Origin of the sequence: Streptomyces sp. NPDC006335 (genome assembly GCF_040612795.1) — a bacterium.
Lineage (GTDB): Bacteria > Actinomycetota > Actinomycetes > Streptomycetales > Streptomycetaceae > Streptomyces.
The window spans coordinates 1-13952 of record NZ_JBEXQX010000005.1 but is presented as its reverse complement, the minus strand read 5'-3'; the positions used below and the strand labels follow the sequence as shown (position 1 = coordinate 13952).

Here is a 13952-nt window from a genome sequence, read left to right as displayed (position 1 = left end):
CAACGAACCGGCAACACCCCCGAAATCAACAAACTGTTCAACACCCCTACGGTCTCGGACATGGCCCAAACCACCCCTGTGCACCCCGTCGACGACATACCCCCGGTACGGCAGCTCGCCGCCTTCGGACTCCAACACGTCCTCGCGATGTACGCGGGCGCCGTGGCCGTCCCCCTGATCGTCGGCAGTGCGATGAAGCTGTCGCCGGCGGACCTGGCGTATCTGATCACCGCCGACCTGCTGGTGTGCGGCATCGCCACCCTCATCCAGTGCGTCGGCTTCTGGCGCTTCGGCGTACGGCTCCCGATCATGCAGGGTTGCACCTTCGCCGCCGTGTCCCCGATGGTGCTGGTCGGCACGACGGGCGGCGGACTCCCCGCGATCTACGGCTCGGTGATCGTCGCCGGCCTCGCGATCATGCTGCTCGCACCGGTCTTCGGCAAGCTGCTCCGCTTCTTCCCGCCGCTGGTCACGGGCACGGTGATCCTGATCATCGGCATCTCCCTGCTGCCGGTCGCGGGCAACTGGGTGGCGGGCGGCGCCGGATCCGCCGACTTCGGCGCGCCGAGGAACATCGCGCTGGCCGTGTTCGTGCTGGCGGTGGTGCTGGGTGTGCAGCGGTTCGCGCCGGCGTTCCTGAGCCGGATCGCGGTACTGATCGGCATCGGGGTGGGCCTGGCGGTGGCCGTCCCCTTCGGGTTCACGGACTTCGACGCGGTCGGGGACACGGACTGGGTCGGCATCAGCACGCCGTTCCACTTCGGGGCGCCGACCTTCGAGTTCTCGGCGATCGTGTCGATGCTGGTCGTGGCACTGGTGACGATGACCGAGACGACCGGTGACCTGATCGCGGTCGGCGAGATGACGGACCGCCGGCTCGAGCCGCGCTCCCTGTCGGACGGCCTGCGTGCCGACGGCCTGTCGACCGTGCTCGGCGGCGTCTTCAACACCTTCCCGTACACGGCGTACGCCCAGAACGTGGGCCTCGTCGGCATGACCCGGGTGCGCAGCCGCTGGGTCGTCGCCACGGCCGGCGGCATCCTGGTCCTGCTGGGCCTGCTGCCCAAGCTGGGCGCGGTGGTCGCGGCGATACCCGCGCCGGTGCTGGGCGGGGCGGGCCTGGTGATGTTCGGGACGGTCGCGGCGAGCGGCCTGAGGACCCTCACCGAGGTGGACTTCAGGGGCAACAACAACCTGACGGTGGTGGCCGTGTCGGTGGCCATGGGCGTGCTGCCGGTCGGCGTGCCGACGATCTACGAGAAGTTCCCCGACTGGTTCCAGACGGTGATGAACAGCGGGATCAGTGCGGGCTGTCTGACGGCGATCGTGCTGAACCTGCTCTTCAACCACCTGTCGGCGAAGGGGGGGTCAGTCGCTCCCGATCCGGACGGCCTGGCGGGCGGCGGCGCCGAGGAGGGCGTCGAGAAGCCCCGGGAAGAGATCGTCTAGTTCGTCCCGGCGCAGGACGTTCCTCTCGACTCCCCTTGGCACGCCCTCCGGCGGGACGCCCGCGCACTGCGCCGGAACGTCCCGCCGGAGGGCCACTACCGCCGGTGAGTCCTCAACTCGCCGTACAGGCCGTCCCGTTGAGCTTGAAGGCACCCGGCGCCGCGCTGTTCCCGCCGTGATTCGCCTGATAGCCGATGCTGACACTCGCGTTCGGCGCGATCGTGCCGTTGTACGTCGCGTTCGTCGCCGTCACCGCGCCGGAGGACGGGGAGTACGTGGCGCCCCAGCCGTTGGTGATGGTCTGGCCGGTGGGCAGGGTGAAGGCCAGTTGCCAGCCGTTGATCGGGGTCGTGCCGGTGTTGGTGAGGGTGACCGAGGCCGTCAGACCGGTGCTCCAGGCGCTGGTCGTGGCCGTCACCTTGCAGGCGCCCGGCTGGGGTTGGGGCGCCGGGCCCGACCTGTCCAGACCGAAGAAGGTGAGCGCGCGGGCGGCCATCCCGTTGGCGTACAGGTTGTGGCCGACGCCCTGGAGGCTGATCGCCTCGACGGGGGCCCGGTCACCGGTGGCACCGTAGCGGGTGCGGGTCCAGCCGGACTGCGGGGTGTCCGTGGCCGCCGGGGTCTGGCTGACGCCGAGGACGTTCGTCCACTGCTTGATCTCCTCGCCGAAGTTGGGGTAGCGCAGCACGTCGTCCTCGGTGCCGTGCCACACCTGCATGCGCGGCCGGGTGCCGGTGTAACCGGGGTAGGCGGCGCGGACCAGGTCGCCCCACTGCTGCGGGGTGCGGGTGATGGTCCCGCCCGAGCAGGCGCTGTTCCACTCGGAGCCGTCGGTCGTGGCGAAGCAGCCGAACGGGACGCCGGAGAAGGCCGCGCCCGCCGCGAACACGTCCGGGTAGTCGCCGAGCAGGACGTTCGTCATCATCGCGCCGGAGGAGATGCCGGTGGCGTAGATCCTGGTGGTGTCGGCGGAGTAGGTCCGTACCGTCCAGTCGATCATCGACTTGATGCCGACCGGGTCGCTGCCGCCGCCCCGCTTCAGTGCCTGCGGCGAGGACACGTCGAAGCACTTGCTGGACCGGGTGACCGAGGGGTAGACCACCACGAAGCCGTAGGTGTCGGCCAGTCGGGCCCACTCGGTGCCGTTGTACATGGCCGGCCCCGAGCCGGTGCAGTAGTGCACGGCCACGACGACCGCCGGGTGCGCTGTGACGTTGTCCGGCACGTACAGGTACATCTGGAGATTGCTGGGATTCGTGCCGAAGCCGGTGATCTCGGTGAGGGTCGCCGTGGGGGCGGCCGCCGTGCGGGCCGACGCGGTGGGGACGGCGGCGAAGAGCGCCGCCGCGACTAACGCCAGCAGGGCTGTCAGCACCGAACTCAGCGGTCGTCTGGGGGTGGTGGGCACGTCCTTGCCCCTCTCTCGGAAGGATCAGCAGGATGGGTTGGTCTGGGTCGACAGGGGCGGCCGGCACGGCAGTCGGGAGCAGTCGTCGCTCACGGTCGGGGCCGGGCCCCGGTCGGGATGGCACAGTCGGCAGGGGCTGAGGGCCGAGGTCCGGTGGGCTCCCTCGTGGCTCGTCCCGCCCAGGCTGAAGTGCTTGGTCCGAGCGGGGCGGACGGGCTGAAGCGTCACGTTGTCGGAGCGGGTGAAGGTGTCCGTCTCGGTGTCGGCGCGTGGCGTCGGCGTGCCGCCCGGACTGTCGGCGGTCCCGGGACGAGCCCGTCGGCGTGCGTCCTCGCCGGCGTCCCGGACCGCCGCCGGCACCACATACCCCGGCATCATGGCTTCCGCGAGGACCTGGGGCTCACGGTCGAGGAGAGGGGCGCCCCGGCGTCTCCCACTGCCGGGATCCGTCGGTTTCTTGGACGTGGCGTACGCGGGCGAACCGGCTCGGTGGACCGGGCACGGGAGCTTCCTCGGCGCGGCTTCGTACCGGTCACCGACGCTCTGGTGGGCGGCCGGGAAGTTCAGGGGCGCCTCAGCTGCCCGGGCGCGGTCGGCGCAGCTCGCGCGGGCGGGACCCCACGCGTCGGCGATGTCCGCGGTCGGCCCGTGGACGTGCCGACGGTTCCGGTACCGGAAGGCCACCGGGTCCTTGACGGGGGCGGCCGAAGGGCCGGCGTACGGCTCGACGCCGGTCGAAGCGCCGAGGCACGGCTCCAAGGCGGTCGAAGCGCCGACGCACAGCTCCCGGCCCGCCCGATGACCGACGCCCAGCTCGAAGCCGATCGAAGCGCCGACGCCCAGCTCCCGGCCCGCCCGATGACCGACGCCCAGCTCGACGCCGGTCGAAGCGCCGACGCCCAGCTCGAAGCCGGTCGAAAGGCCGGCGCACGGCTCCGGTGCCGCCGGATGACCGACGTGCGGCTCATGGCCCTTCGGCTTGCCGGTGGAGGGCCGGCCGAAGGTCCCCGGAAGCAGGGCGGCTCGCTCACCCGCGTCCACCTGCCCGCCCCCGCCATCCCTCCCGCCCTTCCCGTCGATGAGCCTCGTGATGTCCTGGGCGAGCGTGGTGAGCACCAGGCCGCTGGCGAACGTACGCATGTGTGGAGGCAGCACCGACTCACCCCTCGATGGTCTCGGAACGTACTCGGAAGGTCTCGGAACGTACTCGGAAGGGAAGCGTCCGGCGAGCATGGTGGCATGCACATGGCCGCCATGGAAGCGCTCCCACACGTCGAAAGAATTCGCCCGCACCGACACACCCCTCCCCCGCCCGAGTGGCCGAATGTCTTCTGCGCAAAGCGTTGACCAGAAAGCGCTTGCCCTCTACGTTCCGTTCAGCGATGTGACCGACTCCGTACACCGGGGCCGCACATTGCCGCTCTGCACTGCATGCACGGTTCACCATGGAGAACAATCTTCACGTACATGACCAACCAGGTGTCAGGCAGGCACCACGAAGGGACGCACCCGCATGCGTACTCGCCCCCCACGTACACACGCGCAAAGATCCGCTCTGGCCGCCGGTGCGGCCGCGCTCGCGACGGCGGCCCTCCTGGCCATCCCGCAGCCGGCCGGGGCCGCCGAGACCTCCCCCATCGGTTTCGGCGCCGGAACGACCGGCGGCGGCAGCGCTTCCGCGGTCACCGTCTCCACGCTGAGCGCCTTCAAGACGGCCGTCACCGGAAGCACGGCGAAGGTCGTCAAGGTCAACGGTCTGATCCCGCTGAGCGGGACGGTCGACGTCGGCTCCAACACCACGGTGCTGGGCGTCGGTTCCTCCTCCGGGTTCACCGGCGGCGGGCTGCGGCTGAAGAAGGTCACGAACGTCGTGGTCCGGAACCTGAACATCAGCAAGCCCCTCGCGCCCGCCGACGGCATCGAGGTGCAGGCCTCGACGAAGGTGTGGATCGACCACAACTCCTTCTCGGCGGACCGAAATCACGACAAGGACTACTACGACGGGCTGCTGGACATCAACCACGGCTCGGACAACGTCACGGTCTCCTGGAACACCTTCAAGGACCACTTCAAGGGCTCGCTCGTCGGCCACAGCGACAACAACGCGAGCCAGGACACCGGTCACTTGAAGGTGACGTACCACCACAACTGGTTCAACAACGTCAACTCGCGCATCCCCAGTCTGCGCTTCGGCACCGGGCACTTCTACGACAACTACGTCGTCGGCGCCGAGACCGCGGTGCACTCGCGCATGGGCGCCCAGATGCTCGTGGAGAACAACGTCTTCCGCAGTACCGGAGTCGCTGTCACCACGAACCGGAACAGTGACGTGGACGGTTACGCCAACCTGCGCGGCAACGACCTCGGCGGAGCCGCCACCGAGGTCTCCCAGGTCGGCACCTTCACCACCGCTCCGTACAGCTACACCGCCGAGCCCGCGTCCTCCGTCGTCACCTCGGTGACGGGCGGCGCGGGCGCCGGAAAGCTCTGACCACCCCCAACCCATCCCCCCCACATGGAAGAAGGAATCGGGACATGACTTCTTCGGCACGTCCACGCGCGCGTAGGCGCGCGCTGACCGGCGCCGCGGCCGCGTTCGGCCTCTCGGTTGGCATGATCATGACTCTCAATGCGCCGACGGCGAGCGCCGCCACCTGGCCCACCGCGAACGGCAGCCAGGGCGTCTCCTCGACCATCCAGCTGTCCGGCACCAAGGACTACGGGATGAAGCGCCTGTACGGCACGGGCGACCTCGGCAGCGGCAGCCAGGACGAGGACCAGGGGCCGATCCTGAACCTGGCCGCCGGCACCGTCCTCAAGAACGTCATCATCGGCGCCCCCGCCGCCGACGGCATCCACTGCGCGGGAAGCTGCACGCTGCAGAACGTGTGGTGGGAGGACGTCGGCGAGGACGCGGCGACCTTCCGCGGCTCCTCGTCGTCGAACGTGTACACCGTCTCCGGCGGTGGCGCGCGGTCGGCCAGCGACAAGGTGTTCCAGTTCAACGGCGCCGGCACGCTGAACATCTCCAACTTCGCGGTGCAGAACTTCGGCACCTTCGTCCGCTCCTGCGGCAACTGCTCGACGCAGTACAAGCGGACGATCAACCTCAACACCATCGAGGCGACCTATTCGGGCAACAAGCTCGTCGGCATCAACACCAACTACGGCGACAGCGCGACCCTGAAGAAGATCACGATCGTGGGCGACTCCAGCAAGAAGATCGTCCCGTGCCAGAAGTACATCGGCAACAACACCGGTAAGGAGCCGACCACCAACGGCTCAGGACCCGACGGTACTTACTGCAAGTACGCGACGTCGGACATCACCTACAGGTAGCCGCTCGGCAGTGAAGGCGGCCGTACGAAGCGTCCCCGCACGGCGCTTGGCACGGCCGCCGTGTCATGTCCTGAGGCGGTCCTGGGGCACCGTGTCCGCCAGCTCCCGCTGATAGGCCGCGTACGCGGAGCGCAGTTCGGCGCCCGGCCAGCCGGGCGGCAGGAGCTCGGGCGGCAGTACCGGATCGGTCAGCAGATGGCGTACGACCGCCGCGAAGCCGGTGAGCCGGTCCGCGGGCAGGTCCGCGCGGGCGACATGGGTGAGCAGCGCCCGGGAGCCGGCCGCCCAGTCGTCTAGGGGCCACAGCGCGGCCGCAAGCTCGGGACCGGAACCGGCCGGGCGGGCCGTGCAGCGCTGGGCGACCCCGTCGAGGTCGTCCGGGAGCGGTCGGAGCAGATTGGCGGGACGCAGCCAGACGCCCTCGCGGAGTTCGGCGAGCCGCAGGGCGGTCAGCCGTCCGCGCAGTTCGGCGCGTTCGGCCGGTCCGCGCCCCGTCGCGGTGATCACGACCATCTCCCAGTCGCCGCTCCACGCGCGCGTGCGGGGGTGCACCGAGTCGTCCTGACGGCGCTGACGGGCGAGAAGCCGGTCGCTGAGGCCGTAGACGGTGTCGGCGCGCCGCAGGTCACCGGCGCTCACCATCCGGCTGAGCGCGGCACGCAGCGTGGACCCTCCGACCCCGAACGGCTCCACCGCGCGGACGAGGTCCTTCACCGGCATCTCCGGCGGGTGCGCGCCGAGCAGCAAGCTCAGCACGACCGACCGGGCCGACAACGGCCGCAGGTCGACCTCACCGGCCTGCTCCGACACGTTCCTCCGCATGGTCACGTACTGTACGGCTCCCTTCTTGTTGCACTATTGCTACGACCGCAGACCAAGTGCAACATTGAGCCCATGGTCTCCCTCCCCGCGCCCGAACAGGCCGCCACCCACACCGTCACCAACCAGCCCCCTCCCCTGGCCCCCTATGACGCCTCCGACGACACCGCCCTGCTGGAAGGACTGCGCCGCGAGGGCGCCGACTGGGCCGAGGAGGGCATCCGTCGGCTCGGTCTGCGGGCCGGCAGCGTCGAGGCGCAGGAGTGGGCGGATCAGGCCAACCGGCACGAGCCGGTGCTGCGCACCCACGACCGGTACGGCAACCGGGTCGACGAGGTCGACTTCCACCCGAGCTGGCATCACCTCATGCGAACCGCCGTCGCCGAGGGCCTGGCCGGCTCACCGTGGGCGGAGGACCGTACGGGTGCCCATGTCGCGCGCACGGCGGGCGGCCTGGTGTGGGGTCACACGGACGCGGGCCACGGATGTCCCACGTCGATGACGTACGCGGCGGTCCCGGCGCTGCGCAAGGAGCCGGAGCTGGCGAAGGTCTACGAACCCCTGCTGACGGGTCGGGAGTACGAGCCGGAACTCAAGGTGCCGACCGAGAAGCTGGGCCTGCTCGCGGGCATGGGGATGACTGAGAAGCAGGGCGGCTCCGACGTCCGGACGAACACCACCGCGGCCACGCCCACCTCGGAGTCCGGGCTGTACACGCTGCGCGGGCACAAGTGGTTCACCTCGGCGCCGATGTGTGACGTGTTCCTGGTGCTGGCACAGGCGCCCGGCGGACTGTCGTGCTTCCTCGTCCCGCGCGTCCTGCCGGACGGCGGCCGCAACACCTTCCGCATCCAGCGCCTCAAGGACAAGCTCGGCAACCGGTCGAACGCCTCCTCCGAGCCCGAGTTCGACGCGACCGTGGCGTGGCTGGTCGGACCGGAGGGCCAGGGCGTCAAGACGATCATCGAGATGGTCAACTGCACGCGGCTGGACTGCGTGATGATGTCGGCGACCCTGATGCGGAAGACGCTGGTGGAGGCGGGACATCATGCCCGGCACCGCAGCGCGTTCGGCGCCCGGCTGATCGACCAGCCGCTGATGCACAACGTCCTGGCCGACCTGGCGCTGGAGTCCGAGGCCGCCACCACACTCACACTGCGGCTGGCGGGCGCCGCCGACCGGGCCGTGCGCGGCGACAGCGGCGAGCAGGCGTTCCGCCGTATCGCCACCGCGGTCGGCAAGTACTGGGTCACCAAGCGGGGTCCGGCCTTCACCGCGGAGGCCCTGGAGTGCCTCGGCGGCAACGGCTACGTGGAGGACTCGGGCATGCCCCGGCACTACCGGGAGGCGCCCCTGCTGTCGATCTGGGAGGGCTCCGGGAACGTCAACGCCCTGGACGTCCTGCGGGCGTTGCGCCGCGAGCCGGACACCGTTCAGGCACTGTTCGGCGAACTCGCCCTGGCCCAGGGGGCGAACGCCCGCCTGGACTCGGCCGTCGCCCGCCTCAAGGGCCTGCTGGACACGGCGTCGGAGGCGGGGGCGCGCCGACTGGTGGAGCACATGGCCCTGACGCTCCAGGCCTCCCTCCTCGTCCGGCACGCCCCCTCGGCGGTCGCCGACGCGTTCTGCGCGACCCGGCTCGGCGGCGACTGGGGGCACTCCTTCGGCACGCTGCCCGACGGCGCGGACGTGGACGCGGTCCTCCGGAGGGCCCTGCCCGGGGACAACTGAGGCCGTTCCAGGGCCTCCTGGCGAAAACCGGACCACCTCCCTGTCCGGATCGCTCAGCGTCACACGATGATTCCGCTTCGTTGTCGGTCCCGTGGTGCAGACTCCGATCAGTTGGCACTTCGCCTGGGGAGGACAACGTGTTCACGGGGATCGACGAGGTCGACTGGGCCTCGCTGCGGCATGCGTACGGCAGTGCGGCGGACGTGCCCGGACTGCTGCGGGGGCTCGCCTCCGCGGACCCGGTCGAGCGGGAGACCGCCCTCGACGGGGTGTACGGCGCCGTGCACCACCAGGGGGACGTCTACGACTCGACCCTGGCCTGCGTTCCGTTTCTGCTCGCGCTCGTGGCGAGCGGACAGGTCGCGGACCGGGCCGGCATCGTCGAACTCCTCGTCAGCATCGGGACGGAGAGCGAGTGCCGGGACGACGGCACCGAGGGCGTCCGCACGCGGGCCCTGGCCGGGGTGCGCGCCGGCGCCGAGGTGTTCGTCCGCCTGGCGGGGGACGCCGACCCCTGCGTCCGCCGGGCCGCCCCCGGGGCCCTCGTGCGGTTCCTGGACGAACCGGACCGTGTGCTCGGCCTGTTGCGGGAGCGCTGCGCGCAGGAGCGGGACGACCGGGTCCTGCTGGCCCTCACCGAGAGCCTGGGCCTCTTCGTACGGCGGCATCCCGGGCACGCGGCCGGGGCCCTGGAGCTGCTGACGGCACAGAGCCGCGCGCCCTACGGCCCCGGGTTGCGGCTCGCCGCCCTCGGCCAGCTCGCCGGCTGCGCCCCCGAGCGGCTCCCGCCCGACCTGGTGACGGTCGCCGTCGGGCTGCTCAGGGAACGGTCCGCGCTGCGGTCCACCGGACGCGACGGCATCGGCTGCGCCCACGCCGACACCCTCGCGCGGCGGTTACGACGGCTGCGACCCTCGGACGAGGAGGGCTCGCAGTTGCTGCGGACCCTGCACCGCGGGCTCGGTGACCGGCTCGACGAGCGCACTGCCCTTCTGAAGGGGCAGTTGACCGCTCCGGACGCCGTCGACCGCTGCAACGCCGTGTGGATGTCGGCGGGGCTGTTCCGCGAGTGGCGCGGCGACTGGGCCGAGCCCGTCACCCTGATCGGCGCCCAACTGGCCGCGGAGGAGGACAGGTTGCGCGATGCCGCGGTGTCCGTCCTGGAGGACCTGTTCGGGTTGGCCGCCCCCGCCGCCGACGATCTGGCCGCCCTGGTGACGTCCCGGCCGGACCTGTGGGTGAGGCGTCGGGAGCGCGGGGCACCGACACTGGGCGGTCCGCTCAAGGCTCTGGCCAGGAGCGGGGACTCCCGGGCGACGCCGGTGCTGGCGCAGGTGCTGGCCGGTGCGGTCGTACCCGCCGACCTGGGCCATGTGATCGGCCACCTGGGCCCCGGGGCGGCCCCGCTCGCGCCCGCACTGCGGCGACGGCTGGGCGAGGTCGTGCCGGACTCCGCCGGGGCACGCGAGCGGGCCGTGCCGCTGTTGTCGGCGCTCACCGCGCTGGGCGACGCGGAGGCCGTACCCGAGGTGCTGCGGCTGGTGCGGGGCCTGCCGGTGCGGCTGCGGTCGCGGGACGCCGTGGTCGAGGCGGCTGTCCGCGCTCTGGGGGTGTTCGGGAGCGCTGCGCCCTCCCTGGTCGTACCCGTGCTGCGTGAGCTGCTGGAGACCGAGTACGCGGTGGCCGCCGCGAGGGCGCTGTGGTCCGTTGAGGGGGACGCGTCGGCCGTACTGCCCGTGTTGACACCCGAGTTGGCGGAGGGGCGGCCTGGGCGGCGCGCGGCCGCGGAGGCGTTGGCGCGTTGTGGGCCGAAGGCCGGTGACGCGCTGCCGGGGTTGCGGCGGATGGTCCTGGCGGACGACCTGTGGGAGCGGGTGTCCGCCGCGTGCGCGGTGTGGCGGATCTCCGGGGACGGGGAGCGGGTCGCGCCTGTCCTGCGCACGGCCTGGACGGAGAATCCGTACACCCGCCGGGCCGTGACCGCCTGCCTCGCCGCCCTAGGACCTGCCGGAACGCCACTCCACGATCTCCTCCGTGCCGAACTGGCGGCCCGGCGACGGCATCTGGCATCGGCGTCCGGCGGGTACGGCAGCCGTGACGTGCGGGACGACGAGCGGTTGGTGCGGGCCTGCGCGGAGGTGCTGGGGGCCGGGTAGGGGCGGCTCACGCGGGGGAGGGGGAGGGCGGCGGGATCCCGGTGTGCGGTTCGCGAGGTGTCACCCGCGAACCGCACACCGGGCGGGTCCGCCCGAGGGACGACCCATTCACTCCACGCCGGGAGCCCCGCCTGCCGGGCTACCTCCCGTCGGCCCGCCTCCCGCCCCACAGCGGTCCGAAGTGCGCCCAGTCCGTGTCCCACTGGTCGAGGCGGCGGCGTTCCATCCGGCCGCGGAGGACTCGGCCCCCCACGAAGGGGACGGCCGCGGTGCTCACGCCGACCAGTACGCCGATCATCGCGGCGCGGATCCTGGCCTGGCCCTCGGTGGCGGGCTGGGTCATCAGGCGGCCCTCGGGGTCGGTCCAGACGGTGACGGGAGTGCCCTGGGTGCTGCCGGGCTCGACGCGCACCTGACCGGTGTGGGCCGAGCCGTCGGCCCCGGTCCAGGCCACCTTGCCCCACACCCGGTCACCGCTCGACGTGGCCGGGTCGGCCGCGCCGGGCGCCCGGTCGGCGAGACGGGCCACGACGGGCCGCCACTCGACGCGCTCCAGCGCGAGCTGGTGCTCGACGGCCCCGCTCACCCCCAGACCGGCGAGCACCCCGGCCGCCACGGTGAGCAGCCAGGCACCGAGCACGACCCACGCCTCAACGGCGTCGGCGCGGCGTCTGAGCGGATTGCGTCGCCAGCGCCACAGCCAGACCTTGGGACCACGGAACGCCATCGAGGGCATCCTCCTCACGAGCGACGGGCGCACGAACATGCCGGACCGACCTCCCATACGGGAGAGCCCCCCTCGATGCTCACGGCTCACGGCGAGTTCTCCGTCACGACGGTCCCAGGGGCCGCCCACCGCCGCGGGCATCTTGCCGAAAGCCGCCCGTCAATCGCCGCAGCCGGTTACCATCCCCGCCCTGACCTGCGGTGAAGCCGTTTCCAGAGGTGACTGTCAGTGGCGGGGTGCAGACTGGCCGGTGTCTGGGACAAAGACGTCACGGAGGTGATCGGTATGGCTGAGAAGCTGCTTGCCGTGGGGACGCGCAAAGGCCTGTTCATCGGGCGCGAGCGAGGCGGCACCTGGGAGTTCGACGAGAGTCCGTATTTCAACGCGCAGGCCGTGTACTCGGTGGCGATCGACACCCGGGGCGAGCGCCCGCGGCTGCTGGTCGGCGGCGACAGCGCGCACTGGGGGCCGTCGGTGTTCCACTCCGACGACCTGGGCCGCACCTGGACGGAGCCGGGCCGGCCCGCCGTGAAGTTCCCCAAGGACACCGGCGCCTCGCTGGAGCGGGTCTGGCAGCTGCACCCGGCGGCGGCCGAGCCGGACGTGGTGTACGCGGGCACGGAACCGGCCGCGTTGTACCGCTCCGAGGACCGCGGGGAGAGTTTCGAGCTGGTCCGGCCCCTGTGGGAGCATCCGACCCGTTCGAAGTGGGTGCCGGGCGGCGGCGGTGAGGGTCTGCACACCGTCCTGACGGACAAGCGGGACCCGCGCGCGGTGACGGTGGCCGTCTCCACGGCGGGGGTGTTCCGCACCCAGGACGGCGGCGCGAGCTGGGAGCCGTCCAACTCCGGTGTCTCCGCGGTGTTCCTGCCCGACCCGAACCCGGAGTTCGGTCAGTGCGTGCACAAGGTCGCCCGGGACGCGGCCGATCCGGACCGGCTGTACCTCCAGAACCACTGGGGTGTGTACCGGAGCGACGACGCGGGGGCCCACTGGACGGACATCGGCGAGGGACTGCCGTCCACCTTCGGTTTCGCCGCGGTCGCCCATCCCCACCGCGGCGAGACGGCGTACGTCTTCCCGATCAACGCCGACGCGGACCGCGTCCCGGCAGGTCGCCGGTGCCGCGTCTTCCGCACGGCGGACGCGGGCAAGACCTGGGAACCGCTCACGGCGGGCCTGCCGCAGGGGGACCACTACGGCACGGTGCTGCGGGACGCCATGTGCACGGACGACGCGGACCCGGCCGGCGTCTACTTCGGCAACCGCAACGGCGAGGTGTACGCCTCGGCCGACGACGGCGACAGCTGGCGGCAGTTGGCCTCGCACCTGCCGGACGTGCTGTGTGTGCGGGCGGCGGTGGTCGCGTGATCCTGACGGGGCCGCTCCGGATTCCCGGTCACCGTTTCGGGAGTGGCGCCTCCGGGTTGCCGTAGTAGGCGTCGGGGCCGTGTTTGCGGGTGTAGTGGCGTTCCAGGAGGTGGGCGGGCGGCGGTGCCGTCGGGTTCAGGGACAGCGTGTGCAGGGCGATGTCGGCGACGGCTTCGCAGATGATCGCGTGTTCCAGGGACTTGCGGGCGCTGGTGCCCCAGGTGAAGGGGCCGTGGCCGGCGACCAGGGCGGCGGGGACCTCCACCGCCCGCTCGTCCGCTCCTTGAAGCGTGTCGACGATGACGACGCCGGTGTTGTACTCGTAGTCCTTGGCGCACTCCTCGGCGGTGAGGTCGCGGGTGACGGGGATGGGTCCGTTGAAGGTGTCGGCGTGGGTGGTGCCCAGGACCGGGATGTCGCGGCGGGCCTGGGCGAAGGCAACCGCATGCGTGGAGTGGGTGTGGGTGACCCCGCCGACCGACGGGAAGGCCCGGTACAGGCAGCGGTGGGTCTCGGTGTCGGTGGAGGGGCGCAGGTCGCCGTGGACCACGGCGCCGTCGGACAGGCGCACGGTGACCAGGTCGTCGAGGGTCAGGGCGTCGTAGGGCACCCCGGAGGGCTTGATGACGAATACGCCCGCCTCGCGGTCGACGCCGCTGACGTTGCCCCAGGTCAGGGTGGCGAGCCCGACCTGGGGGATGGCGAGGTTCGCCTCCAGTACCTCCTGGCGCAGGCCCTCGCGGACGGGCACGCTCATCGGTGGTCTCCTTCGGTGCCGGTCGTGGGGGTCACAGGGCCTGGGCGAGTCGGTGGTAGGCGGCGTTCCAGCGGATCTCCTTGGCGAACTGCTCGGTGGAGGTGTGCTCGTCGATGGTGAGCAGTTCGACGCCGGTCATGGCGGCGTAGTCGCTCAGGGTCTCCAGGTCGACGGCGGAGCTGAGGACGGTGTGGT

The 13952-nt window shown here is 71.6% G+C and carries 11 protein-coding genes; 6 read left to right on the top strand and 5 right to left on the bottom strand.

The window, feature by feature from the left end; genetic code table 11:
• Positions 1–60 precede the first annotated feature (60 nt).
• Entirely contained in the window at positions 61–1449 is a 1389-nt protein-coding gene (locus ABZ098_RS16295; protein ID WP_356591473.1) for a nucleobase:cation symporter-2 family protein, read from the top strand.
• Between the two features lie 112 nt (positions 1450–1561).
• Here ABZ098_RS16295 and ABZ098_RS16290 read toward each other — a convergent pair whose 3' ends face one another.
• Together ABZ098_RS16290 and ABZ098_RS16285 are read right to left on the bottom strand one after the other, a co-directional pair.
• Positions 1562–2824 carry a PHB depolymerase family esterase gene (locus ABZ098_RS16290; protein ID WP_356592315.1) on the bottom strand — a complete coding sequence of 421 codons (1263 nt, stop codon included), beginning with the start codon at positions 2822–2824 and terminating at the stop codon, positions 1562–1564.
• A 57-nt stretch (positions 2825–2881) separates the two neighbouring features.
• On the bottom strand, positions 2882–3997 hold the full coding sequence (locus tag ABZ098_RS16285; protein ID WP_356591471.1) for a hypothetical protein: 1116 nt from the start codon (positions 3995–3997) through the stop codon (positions 2882–2884).
• A 373-nt stretch (positions 3998–4370) separates the two neighbouring features.
• On the opposite strand from ABZ098_RS16285, the gene ABZ098_RS16280 reads away from it, so the two are divergent.
• Positions 4371–5348, top strand: a complete 978-nt coding sequence (locus tag ABZ098_RS16280) for a polysaccharide lyase family 1 protein (RefSeq protein ID WP_356591469.1) — start codon at positions 4371–4373, stop codon at positions 5346–5348.
• A gap of 44 nt (positions 5349–5392) precedes the next feature.
• Entirely contained in the window at positions 5393–6196 is an 804-nt protein-coding gene (locus ABZ098_RS16275) for a pectate lyase (protein WP_356591468.1), read from the top strand.
• Between the two features lie 63 nt (positions 6197–6259).
• Here ABZ098_RS16275 and ABZ098_RS16270 read toward each other — a convergent pair whose 3' ends face one another.
• Positions 6260–7018: a PaaX family transcriptional regulator C-terminal domain-containing protein gene (locus ABZ098_RS16270; RefSeq protein ID WP_356591466.1), complete on the bottom strand. Its 759-nt coding sequence runs from the start codon at positions 7016–7018 to the stop codon at positions 6260–6262.
• A 72-nt stretch (positions 7019–7090) separates the two neighbouring features.
• Here ABZ098_RS16270 and ABZ098_RS16265 point away from each other — a divergent pair, with 72 nt between their 5' ends.
• Both ABZ098_RS16265 and ABZ098_RS16260 read left to right on the top strand, forming a co-directional pair.
• Positions 7091–8746 (top strand): DNA alkylation response protein, encoded by a 1656-nt coding sequence (locus ABZ098_RS16265; RefSeq protein ID WP_356591464.1) that lies wholly within the window; start codon positions 7091–7093, stop codon positions 8744–8746.
• Between the two features lie 137 nt (positions 8747–8883).
• A complete protein-coding gene (locus ABZ098_RS16260; RefSeq protein WP_356591462.1) occupies positions 8884–10902 on the top strand; it encodes a HEAT repeat domain-containing protein in 2019 nt (672 codons plus the stop codon).
• Positions 10903–11041: 139 nt separating this feature from the next.
• Here ABZ098_RS16260 and ABZ098_RS16255 read toward each other — a convergent pair whose 3' ends face one another.
• On the bottom strand, positions 11042–11629 hold the full coding sequence (locus tag ABZ098_RS16255) for a hypothetical protein (protein ID WP_356591460.1): 588 nt from the start codon (positions 11627–11629) through the stop codon (positions 11042–11044).
• A 228-nt stretch (positions 11630–11857) separates the two neighbouring features.
• On the opposite strand from ABZ098_RS16255, the gene ABZ098_RS16250 reads away from it, so the two are divergent.
• Complete coding sequence (locus tag ABZ098_RS16250) at positions 11858–13000, top strand: exo-alpha-sialidase (protein ID WP_356591458.1); 1143 nt, start codon at positions 11858–11860, stop codon at positions 12998–13000.
• 28 nt (positions 13001–13028) lie between these two features.
• Here ABZ098_RS16250 and araD read toward each other — a convergent pair whose 3' ends face one another.
• A complete protein-coding gene (araD, locus tag ABZ098_RS16245; RefSeq protein WP_356591456.1) occupies positions 13029–13757 on the bottom strand; it encodes an L-ribulose-5-phosphate 4-epimerase AraD in 729 nt (242 codons plus the stop codon).
• Positions 13758–13952: the final 195 nt, after the last annotated feature.

What these genes read in the sequence shown, in the direction of transcription:
- ABZ098_RS16295 (WP_356591473.1), top strand. Translation starts at nt 61, where the DNA reads ATGGCCCAAACCACCCCTGTGCACCCCGTCGACGACATACCCCCGGTA.
- ABZ098_RS16285 (WP_356591471.1), bottom strand. Translation starts at nt 3,997, where the DNA reads ATGCGTACGTTCGCCAGCGGCCTGGTGCTCACCACGCTCGCCCAGGAC.
- ABZ098_RS16280 (WP_356591469.1), top strand. Translation starts at nt 4,371, where the DNA reads ATGCGTACTCGCCCCCCACGTACACACGCGCAAAGATCCGCTCTGGCC.
- ABZ098_RS16275 (WP_356591468.1), top strand. Translation starts at nt 5,393, where the DNA reads ATGACTTCTTCGGCACGTCCACGCGCGCGTAGGCGCGCGCTGACCGGC.
- ABZ098_RS16270 (WP_356591466.1), bottom strand. Translation starts at nt 7,018, where the DNA reads ATGCGGAGGAACGTGTCGGAGCAGGCCGGTGAGGTCGACCTGCGGCCG.
- ABZ098_RS16265 (WP_356591464.1), top strand. Translation starts at nt 7,091, where the DNA reads ATGGTCTCCCTCCCCGCGCCCGAACAGGCCGCCACCCACACCGTCACC.
- ABZ098_RS16255 (WP_356591460.1), bottom strand. Translation starts at nt 11,629, where the DNA reads ATGGCGTTCCGTGGTCCCAAGGTCTGGCTGTGGCGCTGGCGACGCAAT.
- araD (WP_356591456.1), bottom strand. Translation starts at nt 13,757, where the DNA reads ATGAGCGTGCCCGTCCGCGAGGGCCTGCGCCAGGAGGTACTGGAGGCG.